At 65.4% G+C, this 25332-nt stretch carries 22 protein-coding genes; 8 read left to right on the top strand and 14 right to left on the bottom strand.

Annotated elements, in window-relative coordinates; translation table 11 throughout:
* Window positions 1-63 precede the first annotated feature (63 nt).
* Complete coding sequence (locus ACY48M_RS07340; protein ID WP_462819617.1) at window positions 64-1356, top strand: nicotinate phosphoribosyltransferase; 1293 nt, start codon at window positions 64-66, stop codon at window positions 1354-1356.
* A 30-nt stretch (window positions 1357-1386) separates the two neighbouring features.
* Here ACY48M_RS07340 and ACY48M_RS07335 read toward each other — a convergent pair whose 3' ends face one another.
* A complete protein-coding gene (locus tag ACY48M_RS07335) occupies window positions 1387-2841 on the bottom strand; it encodes a helix-turn-helix domain-containing protein (protein ID WP_462819616.1) in 1455 nt (484 codons plus the stop codon).
* A 125-nt stretch (window positions 2842-2966) separates the two neighbouring features.
* Between ACY48M_RS07335 and aceB the strand changes: the two genes are divergently transcribed.
* Window positions 2967-4586, top strand: coding sequence for a malate synthase A (gene aceB, locus ACY48M_RS07330; protein WP_462819615.1), 1620 nt, complete (start codon window positions 2967-2969; stop codon window positions 4584-4586).
* 42 nt (window positions 4587-4628) lie between these two features.
* A complete protein-coding gene (locus tag ACY48M_RS07325; RefSeq protein ID WP_462819614.1) occupies window positions 4629-6221 on the top strand; it encodes an isocitrate lyase in 1593 nt (530 codons plus the stop codon).
* A gap of 49 nt (window positions 6222-6270) precedes the next feature.
* Here the strand turns inward: ACY48M_RS07325 and ACY48M_RS07320 are convergent, their stop codons facing one another.
* From ACY48M_RS07320 to ACY48M_RS07305, 4 genes are read right to left on the bottom strand one after another with little or no spacing between them, the layout of a single operon-like run.
* Window positions 6271-6624, bottom strand: a complete 354-nt coding sequence (locus tag ACY48M_RS07320; RefSeq protein WP_462819613.1) for a GntR family transcriptional regulator — start codon at window positions 6622-6624, stop codon at window positions 6271-6273.
* A 43-nt stretch (window positions 6625-6667) separates the two neighbouring features.
* Window positions 6668-6928: a DUF3039 domain-containing protein gene (locus ACY48M_RS07315; RefSeq protein ID WP_462819612.1), complete on the bottom strand. Its 261-nt coding sequence runs from the start codon at window positions 6926-6928 to the stop codon at window positions 6668-6670.
* A 38-nt stretch (window positions 6929-6966) separates the two neighbouring features.
* On the bottom strand, window positions 6967-8538 hold the full coding sequence (locus ACY48M_RS07310; protein WP_462819611.1) for an ABC transporter permease: 1572 nt from the start codon (window positions 8536-8538) through the stop codon (window positions 6967-6969).
* Window positions 8514-9617: an ABC transporter ATP-binding protein gene (locus tag ACY48M_RS07305; RefSeq protein WP_462819610.1), complete on the bottom strand. Its 1104-nt coding sequence runs from the start codon at window positions 9615-9617 to the stop codon at window positions 8514-8516. Before ACY48M_RS07305 ends, ACY48M_RS07310 begins: the two co-directional genes overlap by 25 nt.
* A 267-nt stretch (window positions 9618-9884) precedes the next feature.
* Here ACY48M_RS07305 and ACY48M_RS07300 point away from each other — a divergent pair, with 267 nt between their 5' ends.
* The 4 genes from ACY48M_RS07300 to ACY48M_RS07285 all read left to right on the top strand — a co-directional run bounded on the left by ACY48M_RS07300 (window position 9885) and on the right by ACY48M_RS07285 (window position 13207).
* Window positions 9885-10580: a phosphocholine cytidylyltransferase family protein gene (locus ACY48M_RS07300; protein ID WP_462819609.1), complete on the top strand. Its 696-nt coding sequence runs from the start codon at window positions 9885-9887 to the stop codon at window positions 10578-10580.
* A gap of 100 nt (window positions 10581-10680) precedes the next feature.
* Window positions 10681-11478, top strand: a complete 798-nt coding sequence (locus tag ACY48M_RS07295) for an ABC transporter permease (protein ID WP_462819608.1) — start codon at window positions 10681-10683, stop codon at window positions 11476-11478.
* Complete coding sequence (locus ACY48M_RS07290; RefSeq protein ID WP_462819607.1) at window positions 11478-12236, top strand: ABC transporter ATP-binding protein; 759 nt, start codon at window positions 11478-11480, stop codon at window positions 12234-12236. The genes ACY48M_RS07295 and ACY48M_RS07290 overlap by 1 nt, the downstream gene beginning before the upstream one ends.
* A 134-nt stretch (window positions 12237-12370) precedes the next feature.
* Complete coding sequence (locus tag ACY48M_RS07285; protein WP_462819606.1) at window positions 12371-13207, top strand: hypothetical protein; 837 nt, start codon at window positions 12371-12373, stop codon at window positions 13205-13207.
* Between the two features lie 55 nt (window positions 13208-13262).
* On the opposite strand, the gene ACY48M_RS07280 is transcribed toward ACY48M_RS07285, so the two are convergent.
* The 5 genes from ACY48M_RS07280 to ACY48M_RS07260 form a co-directional block, all read right to left on the bottom strand.
* Window positions 13263-14561, bottom strand: coding sequence for a CDP-glycerol glycerophosphotransferase family protein (locus ACY48M_RS07280; protein WP_462819605.1), 1299 nt, complete (start codon window positions 14559-14561; stop codon window positions 13263-13265).
* Window positions 14562-14568: 7 nt separating this feature from the next.
* A complete protein-coding gene (locus tag ACY48M_RS07275; RefSeq protein WP_462819604.1) occupies window positions 14569-15447 on the bottom strand; it encodes a glycosyltransferase family 2 protein in 879 nt (292 codons plus the stop codon).
* Between the two features lies 1 nt (window position 15448).
* Window positions 15449-16258 (bottom strand): CDP-alcohol phosphatidyltransferase family protein, encoded by an 810-nt coding sequence (locus ACY48M_RS07270; protein WP_462819603.1) that lies wholly within the window; start codon window positions 16256-16258, stop codon window positions 15449-15451.
* A 1-nt stretch (window position 16259) separates the two neighbouring features.
* Window positions 16260-17285 carry a glycosyltransferase family 2 protein gene (locus ACY48M_RS07265; RefSeq protein WP_462819602.1) on the bottom strand — a complete coding sequence of 342 codons (1026 nt, stop codon included), beginning with the start codon at window positions 17283-17285 and terminating at the stop codon, window positions 16260-16262.
* 90 nt (window positions 17286-17375) lie between these two features.
* Window positions 17376-18911 carry a S1C family serine protease gene (locus ACY48M_RS07260; protein WP_462819601.1) on the bottom strand — a complete coding sequence of 512 codons (1536 nt, stop codon included), beginning with the start codon at window positions 18909-18911 and terminating at the stop codon, window positions 17376-17378.
* A gap of 161 nt (window positions 18912-19072) precedes the next feature.
* Between ACY48M_RS07260 and ACY48M_RS07255 the strand changes: the two genes are divergently transcribed.
* Window positions 19073-20275, top strand: a complete 1203-nt coding sequence (locus ACY48M_RS07255; RefSeq protein WP_462819600.1) for an aminotransferase class I/II-fold pyridoxal phosphate-dependent enzyme — start codon at window positions 19073-19075, stop codon at window positions 20273-20275.
* Window positions 20276-20291: 16 nt separating this feature from the next.
* Here the strand turns inward: ACY48M_RS07255 and ACY48M_RS07250 are convergent, their stop codons facing one another.
* The 4 genes from ACY48M_RS07250 to ACY48M_RS07235 form a co-directional block, all read right to left on the bottom strand.
* Window positions 20292-21977, bottom strand: coding sequence for a sensor histidine kinase (locus tag ACY48M_RS07250; protein WP_462819887.1), 1686 nt, complete (start codon window positions 21975-21977; stop codon window positions 20292-20294).
* A gap of 95 nt (window positions 21978-22072) precedes the next feature.
* Window positions 22073-23149: a PIG-L deacetylase family protein gene (locus ACY48M_RS07245; RefSeq protein WP_462819599.1), complete on the bottom strand. Its 1077-nt coding sequence runs from the start codon at window positions 23147-23149 to the stop codon at window positions 22073-22075.
* A 58-nt stretch (window positions 23150-23207) separates the two neighbouring features.
* Entirely contained in the window at window positions 23208-24041 is an 834-nt protein-coding gene (locus ACY48M_RS07240; protein ID WP_462819598.1) for a carbon-nitrogen hydrolase family protein, read from the bottom strand.
* Between the two features lie 61 nt (window positions 24042-24102).
* Window positions 24103-25320 carry an acetyl-CoA C-acetyltransferase gene (locus ACY48M_RS07235; RefSeq protein WP_462819597.1) on the bottom strand — a complete coding sequence of 406 codons (1218 nt, stop codon included), beginning with the start codon at window positions 25318-25320 and terminating at the stop codon, window positions 24103-24105.
* Window positions 25321-25332: the final 12 nt, after the last annotated feature.

Here is a 25332-nt window from a genome sequence, read left to right as displayed (position 1 = left end):
AATTCTAGTCGAGCACCCCCGCGCGCACCTGAGCCGCGGAGGCCGCGCGGCTAGGCTGGCGAGGTGAGCGACGCCTCGACTGCCCTCCTGACTGACCAATACGAACTGACGATGGTGGATGCCGCGATCCGCGCCGGCACCCACGACCGGCCGAGCGTCTTCGAGGCGTTCGCGCGACGACTCCCAGGGGCGCGGCGCTACGGGGTGCTCGCCGGCACCGGCCGCCTGCTCGAGCTCATCGAACGGTTCCGCTTCGAGGAGGCCGAGCTCGGCTGGCTGCGCGAACACCGCATCGTCTCAGACGGCACCCTCGACTGGCTCGCCGACTACCGCTTTGGCGGCAGCATCCACGGCTATCGCGAGGGTGAGGTCTACTTTCCCGGCTCGCCCCTGCTCGTCGTCGAGGGCGGCTTCGCCGAAGCGGTCGTGCTCGAGACCCTCATTCTCAGCGTGCTGAACTACGACTCGGCCGTTGCGACGGCCGCCGCTCGCATGGTCGGCGCAGCAGGGGGCCGCCCACTCGCCGAGATGGGGTCACGCCGCACGGGTGAGCGCAGTGCCGTCGCCGCCGCGCGCGCCGCCTACATCGCGGGCTTCTCGGCGACAAGCAATCTCGAGGCCGGCCGCACCTGGGGTGTGCCGACCATGGGCACCGCGGCGCACTCCTTCACCCTGCTGCACGACACCGAGGAGCAGGCCTTCCGGGCGCAGGTCGAAGCGCTCGGGCCACAGACCACCCTGCTCGTCGATACGTATGACGTGCACGCGGCCGTCGAGACCGCCGTGCGTGTCGCCGGCACCGAGCTCGGGGCCGTGCGCATCGACAGTGGTGATCTGCCGCAGCAGGTCGCGGCCGTGCGCGCGCAGCTCGACGCGCTCGGTGCGACGAAGACCCGCATCACGGTGACGAGTGACCTCGACGAGTACACGATCGCGGGCATGGCCGCGACACCCGTCGACGCCTTCGGTGTCGGCACCTCGGTCGTGACCGGTTCCGGCTCCCCCGCCTCGGGCATGGTCTACAAGCTCGTCGCGAGACAGGAGCCATCAGGCGACTGGATCTCGGTGGCAAAGAAATCGGCCGACAAACTCAGCATTGGCGGCCGCAAGTTTCCCGTGCGACAGCTCGAAGACGGTGTTGCAATCGCCGAGGTCATCGGGGTCGAGCACGCCGCGCCCGAGGGTCGCGCGCTGCACACACCCCTCGTGGTCGATGGGGTCGTCGACCCCGCCTTCATTGGCGCGGAGGGCACACAACTGGCGCGCGACCACAGGGCCGCCGCCGTCGCAGAGCTGCCCCCTGAGGCCTTGCGCCTGAGCCGGGGCGAGCCCGCGCTGCCGACCGTATACGCGTAGCAGTCGCCGGTTGAGTAGCGCCCGCCGCGCTCAGTCCTGCGGGGCGTGCGCCTCGAGAAACGCGTACACCTCGCTCTGCTCGATACCCGTGAGCGAACCACTCGGCACCGCCGCAAGCAGTGACGAGTTGAGGCTCGCGCTTGGCAGTGCATGGTCGGCCCATTTCGCGGCAAGCTCTTTCGGTGGGCGCCGGCAGCAGGCCGGGTCTGGGCACGACGACACCTGGCGGTGGCGGGTGTCGCGCCCGCGAAACCACTTCACGTTGGCGAACGGCGTACCGACGCTCACCGAGAATGCGCCCTGCTCGGTCGTTTGGATGCTCGAGGTGCACCAGTAGGTGCCCGCGGGCTTGTCGGTGTACTGGTGGTAGGGGCTGAAGCGGTCGTCGACGTCGAACACTTGTCGCGCACTCCAGCGCCGACACACGACCTGGCCCTCGACGGCACCGAGCGCATCCGTCGGAAAGGCCGCATTGTCGTTCTCGTACGCCTTGGAGATGGTGCCCGACTCGTGCACTTTGAGAAAGTGGACGGGGATGCCGAGGTGCTGGGTTGAAAGGTTGGTGAAGCGGTGCGCTGCCGTTTCGTAGTGCACCGCGAAGGCGTCGCGCAGGTCTTCGACCGAGAGCTCTTTGGCCTGCTTCGCCTTCGTAAGAAACTCGACGGCCCCCGACTCCGGCACCATGAGCGCCGCCGCGAGGTAGTTCGTCTCGACCCGTTGGCGCAGAAAATCCGCATAATCTTTGGGGTCGGTGCTGCCGAGCACATGGCCGGCGAGCGCCTGCAGCAGCGATGTGCGGGGGTCGCCGCCCGCATTCATTTTGAGGTAGATGCGGCCGTGCTTGCGGTCGGTGACCGAGCGCGTTGATGCCGGCAGTGCTTTCACGTAGTGCAGCGAGAATCCGAGGTGCGAGGCGAGGTCGGATGCGACGCGCTGCGACAGCGGACCACCCGAGTGCCCGACAGCCGCGAGCAGCCCGGCGGCGGTCGCCTCGAGTTCGGGAAAGTAGTTGTTTTGGGTGCGCATCTGCTGCCGCAGCGCAGTGTTGGCGCGGCGGGCCTCTTCTGGGGTCGCCGCCCGCTGGCGGTGGAGCCGCTCGAGCTCGGCGTGCAGGCCCAGGATGGTTTCGATCGCGTCATCGCTGAGGGTTTTGCGCACGGGGAGTGGCGGCAGCCCGAGTGAGGAGTAGAGCGGCCCGCGCTGGGCACGTTCGAGGGCGATCTCGAGGGCGGCGCGGCGCGAGGGCGCCTCTGTCGCGAGCAGCACGTCGAGGCCAACGCCGAGCGCCCGCGCGAGAGTTTGCAGGTCGCTGAGCCGCGGTTCACGTTTGCCGTTTTCGAGCACGCTCACCTGCGAGGGTGCACGCCCGATCGCTGCGCCCAGGGCGTCGAGGGTCATGCCCCGTTCGGTGCGGAGCTGCCGGATGCGCTTGCCGATCGTGAGCGCATCGAGGGTGTCGTCTGGTGGCGCGAGCGTGTCGGTCATGCATTCAGGGTCGCAGACCTTCTTCTTCTGCGCAACAGAAGAATTCAGAAACTTCTGGCGCGAATTGGCGAGAAGAGCGTCATTTCTTGCCGCAGAGTGGGATCACCACCGAGAAAGGCGACACCATGAACCCACGCATCGAAATCACCGGACCACGCGGCGACCGCTTCGACGAGATCCTCACCGATGAGGCGCTCCAGTTCGTCGCAGAGCTCCACGCACGCTTCAGCGGGCAGCGCCACGACCGACTCGCCGACCGGATGCAGCGCCGATTCGATCTCGGCAACGGCCGCGACCTCCGCTTCCTCGCCGAAACCGAGGGGGTGCGCAGCGACACCTCCTGGAAGGTTGCTGGCGCCGGCCCCGGCCTCGAGGATCGCCGCGTCGAGATCACTGGCCCCACCGACCGCAAGATGGCGATCAACGCCCTCAACTCGGGCGCCAACGTGTGGCTCGCCGACCAAGAAGACGCCACAAGCCCCACCTGGGGCAACGTCATCGGCGGCCAGCTCAGCCTCTTCGACTTCATGCGGGGCCAGCTCGAATTCACGAGTCCCGAAGGCAAGACCTACTCCGTCACGGCAGAGACGACCCCGACAATCGTGTTCCGCCCGCGCGGCTGGCACCTGGTCGAAAAACACCTTCGCTACATCGACCGCACCGGCATCAGCATGGCCACGTCCGCCAGCCTCGTCGACTTTGGGCTCTACTTCTTCCACAACGCGAAGCAGCTGATCGAGCAGGGGCGCGGGCCGTACTTTTACCTGCCGAAGCTCGAATCACACCTTGAGGCACGCCTCTGGAACGACGTCTTTTCGTTCTCGGAGGAGTACCTCGGGCTCGAGCACGGCACGATCCGCGCGACCGTGCTCATCGAGACCATCCCAGCCGCGTTTGAGATGGACGAGATCCTCTACGAGCTCCGCGAGCACTGCGCTGGCCTCAACGCCGGTCGCTGGGACTACATCTTCTCGATCATCAAGAACTACCGCAGCCGCGGTCAGTGGTTTGTGATGCCAGACCGCAAGCAGATCACCATGACGGTGCCGTTCATGCGGGCCTACACCGAGCTGCTCGTGAGCACGTGCCACAAGCGCGGCGCCTTCGCGATCGGCGGTATGAGCGCCTTCATCCCGAACCGACGCGACCCCGAGGTCACTGCGCAAGCCCTTGAGCAGGTCGCTGCCGACAAACGCCGCGAAGCGTCTGACGGTTTCGATGGCACCTGGGTTGCCCACCCCGACCTCATCCCGACCGCGCGCGCCGAATTCGACGCCGTGCTCGGCGAGAAGCCAAACCAGGTCGACCGACTGCGCCCCGACGTGCACGTCACTCGGGACCAGCTGCTCGACATCCGCTCCATCGGCGGCACCGTGACGGATGCTGGGCTCCGCGACAACGTCTCGATCGGCATCCGCTATATCGAGTCGTGGCTGCGAGGTGTCGGGGCTGCCGCGATCGACAACCTTATGGAGGATGCGGCGACCGCCGAGATCAGCCGCTCGCAGATCTGGCAGTGGATTCACCAGAACACCGTGACCGAGGAGGGCACCGTGATCTCGGCCGAGGTCGTGGAGGGCATCATCGAGCGCCTCGAGCTTGAGCGCCATGAGGGTGATCGCTTCGACGACGCGATCGACGTGTTCCGCGAGGTCGCCCTCCGCGAGGAGTACCCGACCTTCCTCACGATCACGGCGTACACGCGCTACCTCGTCGAAGAGACGCAGCCGGCGATCCCCGCCTGACGCGCTGCCCCTCTCCCCATCAACCGTAAGGAACCAAGAATCATGAGCACCTACAGCGACGACATCGCGTCGATCGAAGACCTCAAGCAGCAGTTCGGCAGCAGCTGGGATGCCATCCAGCCAGAGTCCGTGGCGAGGATGCGCGCGCAGAACCGGTTTCGAACCGGCCTTGAGATCGCCCAGTACACGGCCGACATCATGCGCAAGGACATGGCGGAGTACGACGCCGATTCGTCGGTCTACACGCAGTCCCTCGGCGTGTGGCACGGTTTTATTGGCCAGCAGAAGCTGATCTCCATCAAGAAGCACCTCAAGACGACGAACAAGCGCTATCTCTATCTCTCCGGATGGATGATCGCAGCGCTGCGTTCGGAGTTCGGCCCGCTGCCCGACCAGTCCATGCACGAGAAGACGGCGGTGCCGGCCCTCATCGCCGAGCTCTACACGTTCTTGCGTCAGGCCGACGCTCGCGAACTAGATCTGCTCTTCACCCAGCTCGACAACGCCCGCTCCGCGGGGGACGACACTGCGGTCGAGTTCATCCAGCACCAGATCGACACCTACGAGACCCATGTCGTGCCGATCATCGCCGACATCGACGCGGGCTTCGGCAACCCTGAAGCGACCTATCTTCTTGCCAAGAAGATGATCGAGGCCGGTGCGTGCGCAATTCAGATCGAGAATCAGGTCTCCGACGAGAAGCAGTGTGGCCACCAAGACGGCAAGGTCACGGTGCCGCACGAGGACTTCCTCGCCAAGGTGAACGCGGTGCGCTACGCGTTTCTCGAGCTCGGCATTCACAACGGTGTCATCGTCGCTCGCACTGACTCGCTCGGTGCTGGCCTCACGCAGAAGCTTGCGGTGACCCGTGCCCCGGGCGACCTCGGCGATCAGTACAACTCCTTCCTCGATGTGGAGGAGATCACGGATGCTGAGCTCGGCAATGGCGACGTCGTCATCAAGCGAGATGGCAAGCTGCTGCGCCCCAAGCGACTCAGCAGCAATCTGTTCCAGTTCCGCCAGGGCACCGGCGAGGAGCGCTGTGTGCTCGACAGCATCACGTCGCTGCAACACGGCGCGGACCTGCTGTGGATTGAGACGGAGAAGCCGCACGTCGGACAGATCGCCGGAATGATGAACGAAATCCGCAAGGTTGTCCCCAACGCGAAGCTGGTCTACAACAACAGCCCGTCGTTCAACTGGACGCTGAACTTTCGCCAGCAGGCCTTCGACGCGCTGCAGGCTGAGGGCGCGGATGTCTCGGCCTACGATCGCGACAAACTCATGAGCATCGACTTCGACGAGACGGAGCTGGCTCGCCGTGCAGATGACATGATCCGCAACTTCCAGCGCGAGGGCTCAGCACAGGCTGGCATCTTCCACCACCTCATCACGCTGCCGACGTATCACACGGCCGCACTGTCGACGGATGACCTCGCGAAGGGGTACTTCGCCGAAGAGGGCATGCTCGCCTACGTCAAGGGCGTGCAGCGTCGTGAGATCCGGGAAGGGGTTGCGACCGTGAAGCACCAGAACATGGCTGGCTCGGATATCGGAGACAACCACAAGGAGTACTTTGCCGGTGAGGCCGCGCTCAAGGCCGGCGGCCAGCACAACACGATGAACCAGTTCTGAGCAGCGACGCCGGTTGAGGAGCGTGACTCCTCGACCGGCGTCCTGCGCGCTACTCCTTGAGCGCCGCCGCAACCCAGCCGAGCGCGACATCGCGGTCGACGCCGAGGTGGGCCACATCAGCGGCGAACGCTCGTGCCAGGTTTTGCACCCGGCGCTCGGCAGCGTCACCGTGTGCCGAGACGAAGGAACCCGCACGGCCGCGCGTCTCGATGATGCCGTCGGCCTCAAGCTCGCGGTAGGCACGGGCCACCGTGTTGGTGGCGAGCCCGAGGTCGGCGGCGAGTCCTCGCACGGTCGGGAGTTTGGCGCCGGAGGCGAGCCGTCCGGCCCGAACCTGCTCGACCACTTGCGCCCGCAGTTGCTCGAACGGTGGGGTCACGGCGCTGTGATCAATCCTGAACATCTGTGGCTCCGACGCCTCGGTTCACGTCACCGTGAACCAGAGGCTACTTCTTCATCGTCTCGTAGATCTCTTTGCACGTTGGGCACACGGGAAACTTCTGTGGGTCGCGCCCTGGAGTCCACACTTTGCCGCACAGGGCGATCACGGGTCGGCCACTCAGTGCCGACTTCATGATCTTGTCTTTGTTGACATAGTGCGAAAAGCGCTCGTGATCGCCGTCTTCGACCTGCTCCTGGTTGAGAAGCTCCTCGAGTTCGCGATCGAGGGTGTCGGTGCCGCCGCCCGTGTGTTCCGTGTCGCTCATGGCATCAATGGTAGGCGCTCCCGCGGGTTCTGACAGGGTCAGTTCCGCAGTGTGAAGGCGAGCAGCTCAGGCGCCTGTCGCGAGAAGGTTCTCGCGCCGAGGAATATACCGAGCGCCAACACTGCCAGGCCGAGCAGGACGCCGACACCGAGCGAGAGCATGCCCCAGTCGCCGCCCTCGGCGAGCTCAAGGCCGGCGAGTCCAATCGCCGGCAGCGCGGCGATGATGATGAGCACGAACGAGAAGGCCTGGCCTGCGGAGCTTGCCGATGACTGCGGCTGCGCGAAGGGGCTCGCCCCAGGACGCACGGCCGCATACGGGAATCGAGCAGAGAAGTAGCTCGAGATTCCGACCCCCGAGAAGAGGAGCGAGAAACACACCCCGAGCATCGAGGGCAGCACAGACCAGTCGCCGTAGCTCGACACCGAGAGCGGGGTGAAGATCGCGATCACGACAGTGCCGAGCGCAAGCACGGGCAGCGCACGACCGAGCCTGTCGGCCAGCCCTGAAACGTTGGAGGCGACGTGCAGCCACAGCGCAGTGTTGTCGTGCGCGAGGTCGTTGTGGAGAAACCAGCCGAGAAAGAGACAGGCGACCGGCAGCGGCACGAGAGCGAGGTTTTGCCACCACACGCCGACGACGAAGAAAGGAATGACGACAATAATCGAGACGACCGGGATGACGGCGAGCGCAAGCTTGTAGCGCCCGTCACGAACCCAATAGGTCACGCTGCGGGCGGCGATCGCACCCACCTCGGACCGCGGAAACACGTCGAACCAGCCCAAGCCGCGGCTCCCGACCTCAAGGGCCGGATCGACTGCGGCGCGAGACCGCAGCATGCGCCACACGAGGGCAAGCCACAGCGCCCACAGCACGGCGAAGAATGCCACGGCCAGGCCGAGCTTGGCCCAGGCTCCCTCGACGTCGCCCGCTGCAGCATCCGCCGGCGCAGCCCACGCAAGCCCGAGCGGCGATGCTCCGAGCGCTTGCGCGATCTCGACGACACGGTCGGCGACCCCTGTCGCGCGACCGCCGAGCCACAGGCCGAGGACAAACGGCACGGCCGTGACGAGGGCGAGCACACCGAGGAGCCCCGCCATCTCTCGAGTGCGTCGCGTCGCGAACACGAGGGCACCGAGCGACCTGGTGAGCCGCGCACCGAGCACACCCGTTGCAACAATGAGCACTGCCGAAAACGCGGAGATCAGCGTTGTGCCGGGCCACGCCGACCAGGCGGAGTAGTGCGCGAAGGCGACGACAGCGAGCAGCAGTGACGGCACGCTCAGCAGTCCACTGAGCGCAAGACCACGAGCCACAACACCCGGCGTGAGGCCAAGGGGGCCGAACACCCGCGGGTCGGCAACGTCGTCGGCGGAGGCGAGGAACGGCACAGCAACAAACGCGAACGTGAGCACCGAACCCGTGAGCACCCCGCGCGTCGCGGCGTCGGTGAGCGCCTGATCGGGGAGCCCCGTGAACGCATCGATCACGTACGACGTGAGGGCGAGTCCGACGGCAAGCAGGAGCACAAACCCGAAGAGCTGCTCGGGCCGGCGACGCAGCGCGTGCGAGAACTGGGTGAGCCTCAGTCGGAGAAAGAGCGCAACCACTCCATGTCCTCCCCGCGCTGGAGGTCGCCGATAAGGCTCACGAAGCGATCCTCAAGCGAAATGTTGCCACGCACACTCTCGGTGGTGCCGCTGGTGAGAATGCGGCCCTCAGCCACCACAGCGACCGAGTCACAGAAGCTCTCGACGAGGTCCATGCTGTGACTTGAGAGCACCACGGTGCCACCGGCTCGGGCGTAGCTGCGCAGAATGCCGAGCACCGTCGCGACTGAGACCGCGTCGACCGATTCGAACGGCTCATCAAGGATGAGCAGTCGCGGGGAATGGATCATGGCTGCGGCGAGCGCGACCTTGCGCGTCATGCCCGCGGAATAGTCGGTGACGAGACGATCCTGCGCATCGGAGAGGTCGAATGCGGTGATGAGGTCGGCGGTACGGGAGATGACGGTCGCACGGTCGAGGCCCCGCAGCATGCCGGAGTAGTAGAGCAGCTGGCGACCGGTGAGGCGATCGAAGAGCAACAGTCGGTCGGGCAGGATGCCGACTTCGCGCTTCACTGCGGCGGGGTCGGTCCAGACGTTCCGCCCATTGACGAGCACTTCACCCTGGTCGGGACGCAGCACGCCCGTCACGATCGAAAGGGTCGTGGTCTTGCCCGCACCGTTTGGTCCGACAATGCCGAAAATCTGCCCCGCGTGCACCTGCAGGTCGACGCCGTCGACCGCGACCGTGCTGCCGAATCGCTTGACGAGGCCAGAGACCGAGAGCACGACAGGTGCATCAGTGGCATACGGCACGGCACGAGACGGCGCCGGGGCGAGCCGAGCTTCGACCGGGTGAGCCTCGACCGGTTCAGCCTCGACGGGTTCAGCTTCGACGAACTCAGCCTCAACGGGCCGGGTTTCGACGACCGGAGCAGGTTCGGCTTCGACGACGGGCTCCGACTCAACAAAAGCCTGCGCTTCGGCGACGACGGGCTCCGGCTCAACAAGAGTCTCCGCTTCGGCCGCGTCTGATGGCGCGGGGACAGGGGCGGTGAGCTGATTGATGAGCTCGTCAAACCGCGACAGCACCTGGTCGATCGCTGAGGGTGTCGACTTCGCGCCGGGGTCTTGAGTCACTGGTCAACCGTACCAATCCCTGCCGCGCAGGAGCAGCCGGATGTCCCGGTTGTGTCACGAAATGACCACAGACCGCTGAGAACCAGTGCCGATTGGCACAGACCTCGCTACCGTAGAGACCAGCACAACGAGGTGTCACGCCGTTCACCGCGTCCTGAACAGCACATGAACATCTGCTTTCGAAATGCACGGGAGTTGTTCAGAAGCCTGTCAGGGGTTCCCAAATCCGCGGTCGTACCCTTCACTCTTCACTAAGGAGATCAATTCGTGAGCACCCAGATCGTCATTCTCGCCGCAGGCATGGGCAGCCGGCTCGGCCGCAGCCTGCCCAAGTCGCTTACCGAATTGAGTGACGGCCGCACGATCATGCAGCAGCAGTTCGACAACATCCACCAGGCATTCGGTCGCAACGCCAAGGTGAGCATTGTCGTCGGCTACAAGCTCGAGCACATCATCGAGGCGTTCCCCGAAGCATCCTTCGTCTACAACGAGCAGTACGACGTCACCAACACCTCGAAGAGCCTCATGCGTGCCCTTCGCGCCTCAACCCCCGGTGGCGTGCTGTGGATGAACGGTGACGTTGTATTCGACCCCGAAGCTCTTGAGCGCGCCGCCAAGCTGGTCACGCGCGACCAGTCGTTCGTCACCGTCAACACCTCGAGCGTTTCTGACGAAGAGGTCAAGTACACGACCGACGCGCACGGCTACATCAATGAGCTTTCGAAGACAGTCGTCGGTGGTCTCGGCGAAGCGGTCGGCATCAACTATGTCGCTCGCGACGACAAGGCTGCGCTCCTGCGCCAGCTCGCTCGTGTCGGCGACCAGGACTATTTCGAGCGCGGCATCGAGCTTGCTATCGAGCAAGACAAGCTCACCTTTGAGCCGGTCGACATCTCTGACCTCTACGCCGTCGAGGTTGACTTCGCCGAAGACCTTGAGCGCGCGAACCTGCTCTTCAGCTAATCGAGCGGCGTTTCGCCTGCACCGGTAATCGCCCGCACGTCAGCACCTGACAGGGAGCGCCTGACAGGGTTGGTTCCGCGCGACCCAATACGATAGCTCCGTGTCCGAACGCAATCTTCCGCGCCCGCAGTGGACGCCCATCGAACGCTATCGGCGCTCCCTGTGGCTGCTTACGGTGCGCGACCTGCGGGTGCGGTACTCGACTTCGGCCCTTGGCTATGTCTGGTCGATTCTCGACCCGCTCGTCATGGCATCGATCTACTGGTTTGTCTTCACCCAGGTCTTCGATCGCTCGGTCGGCGAGCAGCCATACATTGTCTTTCTGCTCGTCGCGCTGCTGCCTTGGATGTGGTTCAACGGCGCGGTCAGTGACAGCACCCGCGCATTCATCCGCGAGGCGAAGCTCGTGCGCTCGACCAAACTGCCCCGCACCATCTGGGTCAATCGCATCGTGCTCTCGAAGGGCATCGAGTTCGTCGCCAGCCTCCCCGTGCTCGCCGTCTTCGCGATCGCGACAAGCGCCGAGCTGCACTGGCAGGTCGTGTTCTTCCCGCTCGCGATCCTGCTGCAGGGGATGCTGATCATGGGCATCGGTCTCATGGTCGCGCCACTCGTCGTCTTCTTCAGGGATCTCGAACGCGCGACCAAACTCGCACTTCGCTTTCTCTTCTACGCCTCGCCCATCATCTACGGCGTCACCGATCTGCCAGAGGAGCTGCACTTCTGGGCGTCGTTCAATCCGCTCGCCGGCATCTTCTCGCTCTACCGGGCGGCGTTCTTTCCAGACCAGCTCGACTGGCTCACGATCGGCATCGGTGCCGCCATGAGCGTCGCCTTCCTCGCGGTCGGGCTTCTCGTGTTCCGCCGCACCGAGCGTGCCGTGCTGAAGGAGATCTGATGGATGCCACCGCAGCTCGCGCCGACACGCCGGTCATCGAGGTCGCCGGTGCAGGCATCCGGTTCAAGCGCAATCGGCGTGCCAGGCGCAGCTTCAAGGACCTTTTTGCCGGACGCAAGCGGCGAGGCCGCCCCGATGAATTCTGGGCCTTGCGCAGCGTCGACTTCACCGTGACCGCCGGCGAGGCGATCGGGGTTGTCGGCCGCAACGGTCAGGGCAAGTCGACCCTCCTCAAGCTCGTCGCCGAGGTCATCCTCCCCGACGAGGGGAGCGTCGGGGTGCACGGCGGTGTCGCACCCCTCATCGAAATCACGGGAGGGTTCGTCGACGACCTCACAGTGCGTGAGAACGTGTTCCTCACGGCCGGGCTGCACGGCATGTCGCGCGCCGAGATCAACGAACGCTTCGACGAGATCGTCGAGTTCGCCGAAATCGGCGACTTTCTCGACACCCCCTACAAGCACCTCTCGAGTGGCATGCGCGTGCGCATCGCCTTCGCCGTGATTTCGCGCCTAGAAGAACCCATCATGCTCGTCGATGAGGTGCTCGCGGTCGGCGACAAGGCATTCCGCGAGAAGTGCTATCGCCGCATCGAAGAGCTGCTCGACGGCGGGCGCACGCTCTTCTTCGTCTCGCACAACGAGCGCGACCTCAAGCGTTTCTGCACGCGGGGGCTCTACCTCGATAAGGGCCGACTCGTGCTCGACGCACCGATCGGCGAAGTGCTCGACCGCTACAACGCCGACTACAACGCCTAGCCCCACGCCGTCGCGGGGCTACACCACCCTGGCGATGGCCGCCACCGCGGAGCATCCAGACGACCAGCCTAAGATTGCCGCGTCGGCACTCAAAGTCGGCACAGCACCGGCAGCATCGACCCGAGGGGCAGACTGTGACACCTGAGACGACCACCGACACGATGGCCGTGCGAGGGTTTGACCGGTTGCTCACGACGCAGCGGCCGGCGGTGCTCGCACACGTGCGAAACGTGCGCCGCAAGCATCCGAATGCGAGCCCAGAGCAGATCATTCGCATCCTCGAACGGCACTACCTCACCACCGTCACCGCCGGCGGAGCCAGCGTCGGTGCTGCCGCCGTCATCCCCGGCGTCGGCACGGGCGTGAGCCTCGCGCTGACGGGGGTCGAGACGGGGGTGTTTCTCGAAGTCAGCGCGCTCTTCGCGCAGTCGGTGACCGAGATTCACGGCATCGCCGTCACCGACCCCGACCGCGCGCGCACCATCGTCATGGCAATGATGCTCGGCACAACAGGCGCGGAGCTCGTCAAGAGCCTCGCCGCACAGGCCACCGGCAGTGGCATTCCCCGCACCGCGTTCTGGGGCGATGTGATCGGACGCTCCGTGCCACAAGCGTTCATGGGACAAATCGCCGACCGCGTCAAGCGTGCATTCCTCGCCCGCTTCGCCCGCAACACCACGACGGGCGCAGTCGGCCGCCTCATGCCGTTCGGCATCGGCGCCGTGATCGGCGGCACCGCGAGCCACCTGCTCGGCCGCAAGATTGTCGACTCCTCGCGTGAGGCGTTCGGGCCGGCCCCAGCCTTCTTTCCGCCCAACCTCGAGCAGCTGAAGCCGCCGCGGGTGCCGCTCGTCAAACGCCTGCCCAAGGTCGTTCCCCTTCGGCGCCAACTCACGGCCGGGCCGACACGCGGATCGTCCGACAGCACTGTAACTCCAGACGAGTACGGGTCGCAGGCCCGCACCGAATAAAGGCACTCACCGCTGCCGTCTAGCTCAGCGCTGCCACCCCACTCAGCGCTGGCGTCTACTCGGTGCCAGGACCCGCTTCATCGTCTTCATCGCCCGTAAACGGGTCCGCCCCACGCTCGACCCGATCGCCACGGTGCAGTGTGGCGTGGCGCTCCCACTCCCCCATAAGCCGCTCGATCGCCGCATGGAACCGTGCTGTCGCCGCGCCCTTCGAGGTATCGCCGAAATGGCGATGCACCCAGAACTTCAGGGTTTCGAGCGCGTCAGCGTCGTCGCGGACCCGCTCGACGTGCGCCACGACCTGCGAAGCATCCTCCGCCGTGAGCCATTCCGCGCCACCGAGGTAGCCTTCCGCATCAACCTCCGCCTCAGCCGCGGCAGGACGCGTGACGAGCAACGGTCTGCCCGTCGCGAGCCGGTCGTAGATCATGGCCGAAATGTCGGTGATCGCGACATCCGAGGTGGCCAACTGCCAGCCAAGTGTCGGACCGTCATCGAACACATGCTGCGCCGCCGGATCGAGTGCATTCGCTCGCGCAATCGCCGCAATGATTGCCTCGTTTGCACTCCGGCTGGCGGGGTCGAGCACGCCCGTGCGCGGATGCGGGCGGTAGATGAGCCTGAAGCGAGAGTCGGCGAGCAGCGCGGACGTCAGCGCGACACCGTGCGACGCAACCGAACCGTAGGCGGCGGCGGCCCGGTCGCCCTCCCACGTCGGCGAGTACAGCACCACCGTGCGCTCGTCGGGCGTGTAGGGCAGCTCACCATCGACATGATCGGCCTGTGGTCGCCCGATCTGAATCGTGCGCTGATCGACGTCGAACCCCCACAGCTTGCGGCTGAGCCGCTCGTGCGCAGCCTCGCCCGCGATGAGGCTGTAGTCGTAGGCCTTGAACTGGTTGGTCGTCATGTACATCTTGTCGGACTCGCCGTGGTTGATGAACACGTGCCACATGCGGCCATACCGGAACATCTGAAAGTTGCGGGCGTTCTGGTTGACATAGAACACGATGCGCACATCCTGCTCGGCCACAAACTGCTCGAGATCGACGACCTTGCGCGCGTACACCACCGGCACCGGCGACTCCTCCATGAGCCGCAGCATGGCGCTGGGCGAGCGCGAGATGATGGCGACCGGCCAGCGCTTCGAGAGCGCAGCGAGCGGCGCAAACCACTGGCGCACCTGATAGAGATTCACGGCCGTGTCTGCAAAGTACACCGCGATCTGGATGCTGCGAGGCTCGGGTGTTTCGGCGGCCTCGAGTCGCGTAGCGAGCGCGCCGCGGGTGCGCCGATTTCGCAACAGGTTGGTGACCAGACGACGAGCCGTCTTGAGGTCGTGGATCGGGCGCACCACGCTATTAAACCAACGGTGGACGGCCAGCACGGGTCATCCGCCAAACCGTTACCCACCTGATGCTGCGGCGCTCACCCGCGGGTTCTCGCCAGCCGGCCCACCATCCACCAAACCACGCGCGCAAGGCGGCGGGGTTCCGCGCCCACCGCAGCACCTGGATGCCCGTCCAGGTCGCCACATAGATGGGCGCGAGCACCCACGGAAGGTTCCGCTTTGCGAGCCACACACGATTGCGGGCGTTGAGGCGGTAGTAGTACGAGTGCCGGGTCGGCTCGATCGCGGGGTGGTGCGCAACGAGATTGCCCGCGTACCAGGTGCGCAAGCCCTGATCCCACACCCGCCACGCCAGCTCGATGCCCTCGTGGGCATAAAAGAACGGCTCGGCCCAGCCGCCGGTCGCGTCGAACACCGCACGCGGCATGACGAGCGCACCCTCCCACACCGAAAACACGTTGCTCGAGGCATCCGCTTCACCCTTGCGGATGCGCGGAACCCACCGTCGAGGGTTTGTGACGCCAGAAGGGTCGACGACGCGTGGCTGGACGAGCCCAATGTCGGGTTCGCGCATCATGAGCGCGATGGCGTCGGCAATGAACGTGTTCGATGGCACGCTCGCGTCGTCGTCGAGAAAGAACAGCCATTCGCCAGAAACGTGATCGACCCCGCGATTACGGCCGGCCGGGATGCCGAGATTCTCGGCAAGCCCGACGCCGCGCACCCCCGCGGGCAGGCCACTCGGCTGCCAGCCGTTGCCGACGACAACAATGTCGAGCTCAACGCCCTCCTGCGCGATCACGCTCGCAAGCCCGGCGGCAAGATCGTCGGGTCGGGTGCCCTGCGTGAGCACGACAACCCCCACCGTCGGGTGTGCTGGACTGCTCATGTCACGCTCGAACGCGGCGGGAGGCCATGATCGCCACAAAGTGCCCGGCAAGGGCGAGCGCCGCGAGCGGCACGAGGGCGATGAGCAGCGCACGGTCGGCGAGCTCTGGGCCGATGAAGAGCCCAACGATGGCAGCGGCAAACGCCAGAATGGTGAGCTCGACCGAGTGATACAGGCGGTGGAACGGCACGAACCGCGCAGCCCGGCGCAGCTTCGCGACAATGCGCTGGTCTGGCTCGGACTCGCCGCGGCGGTCTGCAAGCTTCGGCAGGCCGGCGTTCGCCCGCGCGACGTGCACCATGTCGTTGAGCGCCTTGTTGAGGATGATGAAGACGGCGAGCAAGAGACCGAGCGTGGTCCAGAAGAAGTCCTCGGGTGCGTCGAAGGGGAAGCCGGCGGCGCGGATACCGAGCACGATGGGGATGAGCGCCTCGGTTGTGTAGTGCCCGACCTTGTCGAGGAACACGCCGGCGGGCGAGCTCGTGCCGCGCCACCTCGCGACCTCGCCATCGCAGCAGTCCACCAGCATCTGGAGTTGCCCCATTGCCAGCGCAAGCACCGCCCCGCCGATGCCTGGGATGAGCAGCGAGAGAGCGGTGCCCCACCCGACCAAAATCATGACACCCGTGACCCCGTTCGCTGAGATCGACGTGCGCAGCAGCATCCAGGTGAGATACGGCGAAAGGTCTCGCAGGTAGAGCGACGCTGTCCAGTGCTCGGCGTTTGCGCGGAGGCGCACCTCCGGCGGCTGGGCCACAGCACGCAACTGCGCGATCGACTCTGGGCGACCCCGTGGTGTTCCGGCGTTCATGTCACCTTCCCGTCTGCGTCGTGATGTTGCGGCTGAGCTTCAAGAAGCCGAGCACAAAGCCCGTGCCCCAGCCGAAGTGGATGCACGGCAACACCAGGAGGTACCACAGCGCCGACCCGACACCTTCTGCGCGCAAGACCGACACTGCCGCGGCGATCACGAAGAGGGCGTAGAGCGCGGGAACAGCGAATGCGGCGACGAGCCACGATCCGGTCGCGAGCCCGATGAATCCGAGCGCGATGCCGAGCACGATGCCGATCACGGCGACGGGCGGCACAAAGTATCGAAGTCCGTTCTCGCGTGGGAATCGCCGAGCGAGCTCACCACGCCAGATCCCGGTCGCGACGAACTGACGGACGAGCCGATTGAGACTCGAGCGGGGCCGGTAGACGACCTTGAGCGCCGGCGTGAACCACACGGTGCCGCCGCTCCCCCGAAGTCGACGATTGAGCTCCCAGTCCTGGCCCCGCTTGATCCCCTCATCGAAGAGACCGACCTCAAGCAAGCGGTGGCGCTGGAAGGTACCAAGATACGCCGTCTCGGCCGGACCCTCTGTGCCACCAATGTGGTGCGGGGTGCCACCGAGACCAGCCTTGGAGCCGTAGGCGTGAGCGACGGCCCGCTCGAACGGGGTCACGCCCTCCGCGAGCATGATGCCCCCGACATTGTCGGCGCCCGTGCGGAGGAGCGTCTCGACCGCAATCCGTGTGTAGTCGGGTGGCAGCACCGAGTGGGCGTCGACACGAACGACGATGGGATGGCTTGAGGCCCTAATCGCCGCGTTCAGTCCACCGGGAGTGCTCCCGAGTTCGTTCGGGATGCTGCGGATGCGAGGATCTTCTTGCGCAAGCTGCTCGATCACCCGGTTGGTGCCATCGACGCTCGGGCCGAGAGCGAGCACGATCTCGCACTCCCCCGCGTAGTCCTGGCCGGTGAGGCTCAGCACCGCCGCCTCGATGTGCTCCACCTCGTTGAGGACCGGCATCACATACGAGACACCGGGGTGCTCAGTGGTCTCTCGCGGCATGCTTTCCAGTCGTTGCAGGGATCGGAACAACCCGCGACAGAAGTGTCGCGGGCTGCGCCGAGCCTACCAGCAGCGTGCTGCGTGCCCCGGTTAGCTGAGCTCCCCGAGCGTGACCGTCGCGGTGCGACGCTCACCATCGCGCACATACACGATCTCTGCTTCTTCGCCACCGGCGAGCACACGAACCTGCGCCGTGAGGTCGGTCTTGCCGGTGATGGGGAGGCCGTTGAACTCGACCACAACATCGCCAGACTGCAGACCGGCCTCCTCGGCCGCGCCACCCTCCGTCACATCCTGGATGGATGCGCCGACGGTCGACGACTCGACGTTCGTGTCGTCCGTGACATCCGCCACTGTGGCACCGAGCAGACCGTGACTCGCGGTTCCTGTCTCCATGAGCTCGTCGGCCACGCGCTGCGCGTAGTTCGAGGGGATCGCGAAGCCGACGCCGATGCTGCCGGCCGTCTCTGAATCAGTGCTGCCGGTGCTCGCGATTGCGACGTTGATGCCGATGACCTTGCCGTCTTCATCAAGCAGTGCACCGCCGGAGTTGCCGGGGTTGATCGCCGCGTCGGTCTGGATGACGGGAAGCGCGATGGTCGAGGAGGTCTGCGTGTTGCCCTGCCCCTCGCCCTGGCCGTTGTCGAACTCCCAGAAGTCGAAGGGACCGAACTCATCGGGTGCCTGTTCTGAGTCATCGGGCACCTCTTCTGACTCCGGAGCCTCTGACGAGGCGACCGTGATGCTGCGGTTGAGGGCACTCACGACACCGGTGGTCACGGTGTTGGCGAGCCCGAGAGGGGCGCCGATCGCGATGGCCGTGTCGCCGACATTGAGCTCATCGGAGTCGGCGAACTCTGCGGGCTGGAATGTCACATCCGCATCGACCTTGATCACCGCGAGATCGGCAATCGAGTCGGTGCCGACGAGCGTGGCCTCGAAGAGTTGGCCGTCGGAAGTCTGCACCTCGATCGTCGGCTCGGAGGTTGCTCCACTCAGCGTCGCGACGTGCGCGTTCGTGAGGATGTACCCGTCCTCGGTGAGCACGACTCCGGACCCGCTGCCAGACGACGACGCTCCCGTCACCGTGAGGGTCACGATCGAGGGAGAAACGGTCGCGGCAACGCCGCTAATGACGGTCGCGTCGGCGACGTCGTTCACGGTGATGTTCGTGCCGACCGTGCCCTGCTGGCTGGCGGTCTCGCTGCTGCGACCGGAGATCGCTGCGAAGGTGCCAGCACCGACGACTCCGCCGACGAGCGCGGCGATGGTCGCGACCGCAACCACACTCGCGCTGACGGTGCGCTTGGGCTTGTCTGCCTTGACCTTGTCTGCCGCGGGCTTGTCTGCCGCGGGCGGGATGACGGCGGTCGGCGATGCGGATGCCGCGTGCTCCGACCCTGGCGATGGTTCGTCGGAGGATGCCGGCGTCGCGTCGGATGACGCGGGTGCGGCTGACGCGGCCGGCGTCGCGTCGGCTGACGCGGGTGCTGCTGACGCGGGCGCTGCTGACGCGGGCGCTGACTCAGCGACAGGCTCGACCGGGGTGGTCTCGGTGGCTGGCTGCGCCGCGGCCTCAGCTTCGTTGCCGCTCGTCTCTTCGGGGGTGTCGTGCCGTTCAGTCATGAGGGGTTCCTTTCGAATGATGCAAGCCTCCACGCCGAACCTTTGCGTCGCCTATGGACGCGCTCGGAGCCTGCCGACCCTTGCATGTGCAACGCATTTGACCCGAGAGGATTCCCGATCGGCACCCACGCTAGCCTGTGATCAACGATGGGAGCACCACCATGACCGTTGCAGGATCTTGGTCGCTGGCCGCAAAAGCGGCGCTGCTCCTTGCCCCGGATGGCACGCTGAGCCAAACAATTTTTGCCGAGATGACGGCGCTCGCAACCCGCACGGGGGCGATCAACCTGGGTCAAGGGTTTCCCGACGAGGACGGCCCGGTCGAAGTGCTGGATGCCGCGCGGCAGGCCATCAGCGACGGCATCAACCAGTACCCGCCCGGCATCGGGTTCCCGGTGCTCCGACAGGCGATCGCCACTCACCAGCGCCGCTTCTATGGGCTCGATGTCGACCCAGACACGGAGGTGATGGTGACGGCGGGCGCGACGGAAGCCCTCGCTGCGACGATCCTCGCGCTCACCGAGCCAGGCGATGAGGTCGTCACGTTCTCGCCGTTCTATGACTCCTACGGGGCGATTATCGGGCTCGGCCGCGCGATCCATCGCACCGTGTCGTTGCGCGCACCAGGGTTCCAGCCCGATCACGACGAGCTTCGCGCAGCCGTGACCGACGCGACCCGCATCATCCTCGTGAACGACCCGCACAATCCCACCGGCACGGTGTTCAGCGCCGAGACCCTCGCCCTCATCGTCGAGCTCGCGCATCGCCACGACGCCATCATCGTCACCGACGAGGTCTACGAGCACCTCATCTTCGACACCCCGCACACTCCGATCGCGACCATCGAGGGTGCAGCCGAGCGCACCGTGACAATCTCGAGTGGCGGCAAGACTTTCAACACGACGGGGTGGAAGCTCGGGTGGCTCACTGCCCCAGCCCCGCTTCTGCAGGCAATCCTCGCCGTCAAGCAGTACCTCACCTATGCGAATGCTGCCCCGCTGCAACCCGCGATTGCGGTGGGTCTCGGCCTGCCGGATCGGTTCTTTGTCGACGCCGCCGACACGTTGCGCCGCCGACGTGATTTGCTCGCGGCTGGCCTCACTGCCGCTGGCCTTACCGTGCATCTGCCGAGCGCCGGATATTTCATCGTCGCCGACGCGGCCCCTGTCGGCGTGACCGACGCGCACGACTTCTGCCGCGAACTCCCGGAACGGGTGGGGGTCGCGGCGGTCCCGCTCACGGCGTTCGTGCATCCGGATGCTCGGAGCGAGGTCGCGACGCTCGTGCGCTTCGCCTTCTGCAAACAGGATGCCATCATCGAGGAAGCATCAGCACGCTTGCTCGACCTGCGCGGCCGAAGGTAGCACCGCGCTCTCCCGACTACGTGTCGATTTCCTTGTCGATGCGGAGCAGCGGCAGGGTGAACATGAAGACCGTGCCGACACCAACTTCGCTCTCGGCCGAAAGTGAGCCACCGTGCGCCGTGACGATGGCCTTCGTGATCGACAGGCCGAGCCCGACCCCCTGCACGGCAGCCCTCGTGGCAGTCGACGCACGAAAGAAGCGCGTCGACAGCATCGCGATCTCGTCGGGCGGGATGCCAATCCCCGTATCGCGCACGGCAATGCGCACAACCGATCCGAGCGTTTCGACCGCGACCGTCACGGTGCCACCGCGCGGGGTGAATTTGATCGCATTCGAGAGCAGGTTGTCGCAGGCTTGGGCGATGCGCGTCGCGTCGCCATCGACAATGGGCCGGCCCTCGGCCGAGGGTTTGGAGAGGAGCAGCACATTCATCGCCTGCGACGACGGCCTGGCAGACTCTACGGATGCCGCAACAACCGCATTGACATCCGTTTCTGCCCTCTCGATCGGGAACTTATGCGCCGCGACCTGTGCGGTGAAGAGGAGGTCGCCGACGAGCCGGAGCAGACGGTGGGCGTTGCGCTCGGCGACCCCGAGGTACTGGAGCTGCTCGTCTGAGAGCGGGTCGCTCGAGTCGCGCATGAGTTCGAGGTACCCGAGGATTGAGCTCACGGGCGTGCGGAGCTCGTGCGAGACGAGGCCAACGAACTCGTCTTGGAGTTTCGCGAGCTCTTTCACATCGGTGACATCCGCGCCGACGAAAATATAGCCGACGGTCCGGCCATTTTCGTCGATGCGTGGGGTGACGGCGACGTGCGCCGAGATCGTCTCGCCGTTGCCGCGAATATAGGTCCAGTCGCGATCTTCGGAGCCCCCGAGTCGCGCAACTTCGACGAGTGCCGAAAACCCCGGATTGAGCACGGTCGCGCCGGCCGGATAGCCGAGCTCCTGCGCGCGCTGTTCGAGCTCGGAGTCGAGATGGAACTCGTGGATGTACCGCTTGCCGATCACATCGTGCGCCGACTGTCCGAGGATCGACTCCGCACCCGTGTTCCACACGTCGATGAGCCCTGAAAGGTCGGTGCCGATCACCGACTGACGCGTCACCGAGTCGAGCACGGAACGGAACAGGTGACCGGCCGACTCAAGCTGCGCCTCGTTTTCACGCAACCGCCGCACGAGGTCAACGGCATCATTCAGCGCCGCCTCGCGCTCTTCGACGAGCTTTTCGTTCGCCTCAATCTTGTTGCGATTGTCGGCCATGACAGTGTTGAGCACGATCGCAACGGTCACGACCACGCAGATGATCACGATCACTTCGAGCGCCATCGGGAGGACCGGAGCGCCGAAAGACGGTGGCCACACGGCGGGGAGCGCGAACACGGCGAGCGTCGCGAGCGCCGAGGCGATGACGCCACGAATGCCGCGGCCGAGCGCAAGCAGCAGCACGGGAAGCACGATAGCGGGGGTGATTACTGGCCCGATTGCGATCCTCGCGAATGCTATCGCGAGCATCGAAAGGAGCGGTATCACGATCCAGAAGCGCTCAGATCTCGGGAGCAGGATCGAGACGCCGATCGAGACGCCGATCGCGACGACGAGGGTTGCTATCGACAGCGAGAGCGCCACCGAGTCAAGCACGGCTGTGTCGCTGAGGACCACCCAGGCGATCGCAACGAACACCGTCGCGGTAATTGGCACCTGGAGCAAGAACGGCGAACTGATTCTGTTGCGGTCCGGTGGCGAAGCAGCACGCGCAGCCTGACGCTCGGCCCTATCGTCGGCTGGAGCCGCCATCATTGCGGCAGTTGGCGAGCTCGAGCGTTGCGCTGCGCTTTCAGCGCCTGGGCTACGTCGCCTGGGCTCGACGAAAGATCGCCGGAATCCCGCACGATTTCGAGCGGCTCACACGCGGAGCCCTCACCGAAGCGCGACCAGTAGCGTGCGGTCGCCGCAAGAATTTCTGAGGAGTGATAGCGACTCACCTGCACCTGCGAGCGGTGCGCTTGCACGAGTTGGATCTTGTGCTCGAGCCAGCCATCGATATTCACGAAGCGGTTTGGGCGAAAATCTACGGTCGCCGACGCGGCTTGATAGCACGAGACACTCCGCACGTCGCGAGTGGCGAGCAAGGCCGCCTTGTGCACCGCTCGGTGGTCCTGGTGCATGTCATGGTTGCTGTGCACGTAGACGACTGTTGGCTTCACCTCGTCAACCACCCGCTGGATCATGCTGATGGTCGGTTCGTTCTCGCTGATCTCGGTGTCGGTCAAGTCCTCAAGGTGCAGTCGCGCTCCGAGCATCTCGGCGGCGACAAACGCCTCTGACTGCCGATCGCTCACATGACCGCCGCGGCCGCCACGCGACAAGGTCAGGATGTGCACGGCGTCGCCAGCAGCACGGTGCGTCAGCAGGATTCCACCGACCCCGACCTCCACATCGTCGGGGTGCGCCCCGATCGCAAGCACGACTTCGGGGTCTGGAATGCTCTCTTTCGCAGAACGGAACTCCTCAGCGAGCCGAGTCACGACGGCGATGAGGTCGCTCGAGGAGATCGGCTTGGTGAGGAACTCATCGGCGTTTGCCCGCAGCGCCTCGACCGCATAGTCAACCGAAACATGCGCCGTCATGACGACAACGGGCGTGCCCGGCCGCACGGCCCGCACCTTCTCGATGAGCTCGATTCCGGTGATGCCAGGCATCTCGATGTCGGTGATGACGACATCGGGCTCGTACAGGCGCATCGCCTGCTGAGCGAACGATGGATCGGTGAAGGTCTGGACGATGCATCCCTGCTTCGTCAGCACGGTCTTCACATAGAAGGCGACGTCTGGATCGTCTTCGACCACGATCACCCGATATGGCTCTGTCATTTGATGCTCCCCCCGAACAGCGCTGCAGGGCTACTCTATTGGGCGCTCGGTCGCTGAGCTAGCGTTCGTGTACCCCAAATCTGCGCAATTTCAACGCGGGGTTGACGCTGCGTACGTGGGCGATGCGGTCGCTTGTCACCCAAGTGAGGGCAACGTCGCTCGTCTCACCGATTGTCACAACTTCGACGCCCATGGGGTCAACAATCATGCTGTTGCCCGCGCCGATCGGCGGGGCATGGTCGGCAGCCGCCACATAGAGCGTGTTCTCAAGCGCTCGCGCGGTGACGAGCGTGCGCCAGTGCTGCTCTTTGAGCGGTCCGCGCACCCACTCGCTCGGGCAGGCGACGAGGTCGACGCCGGCGTCAGCGAGTCGACGAGTGACCTCGGGAAATCGCAGGTCATAGCAGGTCTGCAGACCCACGCGCATGCCGTCAACCTCGAACGTCTCTGGCGGTTCAATACCCCCAGGGGCGACCCACTCCGACTCGCGTTGACCGAAGGCGTCGTAGAGGTGCAGCTTGCGGTACGACGCAACGCGGCGCCCGCCAGGGTCGATCGCGATCACCGTGTTGTAGACACGGTCACCGCCCATCGTCTCTTCGACAAGTCCCGCGACGATGTGGATGCCGAGCACTTTTGCGATGACGGCGAGGCCTGAAGCGAATGGCCCATCGAGCGGTTCTGCCGCCTGCACCGTCTGTTCGTCGAGCGTCGGGGTGAAGTACGACGAGTATTCGGGAAAGATCACGAGTCCGGCCCCGCGCGACGCCGCAGTCGTCGCGAGATCACGGATGCTTGCAAGGTTCTGTTCCTTGTCGGCACCGGGGGCGAACTGGCCGACGGCGACCGCGACGGTATACGCCGATTGATCGGCACTGCGTACCTTGCTCATGACCCAACGCTACCGCGCTGACGCGGCGACGCCCCAGTCCTCGTTAGTGCCCCAGACCTCGTTAGTTGAGACGTTCGACGACGATCGCCATCCCCTGACCGCCACCAACGCACAGGGTTGCCATGCCGAGCGCCTGGTCCCGCGTGCGCAGGCCGTTGAGCAGCGTGCCGATGAGGCGAACGCCGGTCGCGCCAAATGGGTGGCCAATGGCGATCGAGCCGCCGAAGGGGTTGAGCTGCTGCTCTTCGTCGATGCCCAGTTCTCTGGCACTTGGCAGCACCTGCGCCGCGAAGGCCTCGTTGATCTCGACGATATCGAGATCCGCGATTGTGAGCCCCGCCCGGGTGAGCGCTCGACGCGATGACTCAACCGGCCCAAGCCCCATGATCTCTGGGGATACGCCGCTCACGCCGGTCGACACGATCTTTGCGAGCGGCGTGAGGCCCTTCTTCTTGGCGTAGGCACCCGAGACCACCATGGCGGCTGAAGCGCCGTCGTTGAGTGGACACGCGTTCCCCGCCGTGACGGTTCCCACGGGCGAGAACACCGGGTCGAGCTCGGCGAGGGTCTCTGCGGTCGTTGCTGGTCGCAGACTGTCGTCTGCCGAGAAGATGGACCCGTCTGGGCGCACAACTGGGACGATCTCACGAGCGAAGAATCCGTTCGTTGCGGACTCGGCCGCGAGGCGCTGCGATCGGGCCGCGAACGCATCTTGATCTTCGCGCGAGGTTCCGGTGATCCGGGCGACATGCTCTGCCGTGTGGCCCATCTGGATGTAGGCGTCAGGCACGAGACCAGCCTGCCGAGGGTCGGTCCAGGGCGTGCCGTTCGCCATCATCTCCTGGGTCTTCGCCGCAGGGGCGTCGAACTCCGGGTTGCCGGCCGGGGGAATGAGTCCAAAGCGTGAGGTCGATTCGACGCCACCGACGAGGAAGGCATCTCCCTCCCCCGCACGGATCGCATGGAACGCCATCCTCGTGGTCTGGATCGACGATGCGCAGAAGCGGTTCACCGTCGTGCCTGGCAGCGAGTCGTGTCCGAGCAGCACTGCAACCATGCGGGCGAGGTTGTAGCCCTGCTCTCCGCTCGGCTCGGCCGAGCCCAGCATGAGGTCGTCGATATCGGTGATCTCTACGTCGGGCACGTTCGCGATCACTGCGGCGAACACCTGACGGGCGAGTTCATCACCGCGAACATTGACGAGGCCACCCTTGCGGGCGCGACCGATCGGGGTGCGTGCAATTGAGACGATGACGGCGTCGTTGTCTTCGAAACCCATGGGGTCTCCTTT

The sequence above is a fragment of the Homoserinimonas flava genome (assembly GCF_054969005.1).
This window is presented reverse-complemented; position numbering and strand designations above follow the sequence as displayed.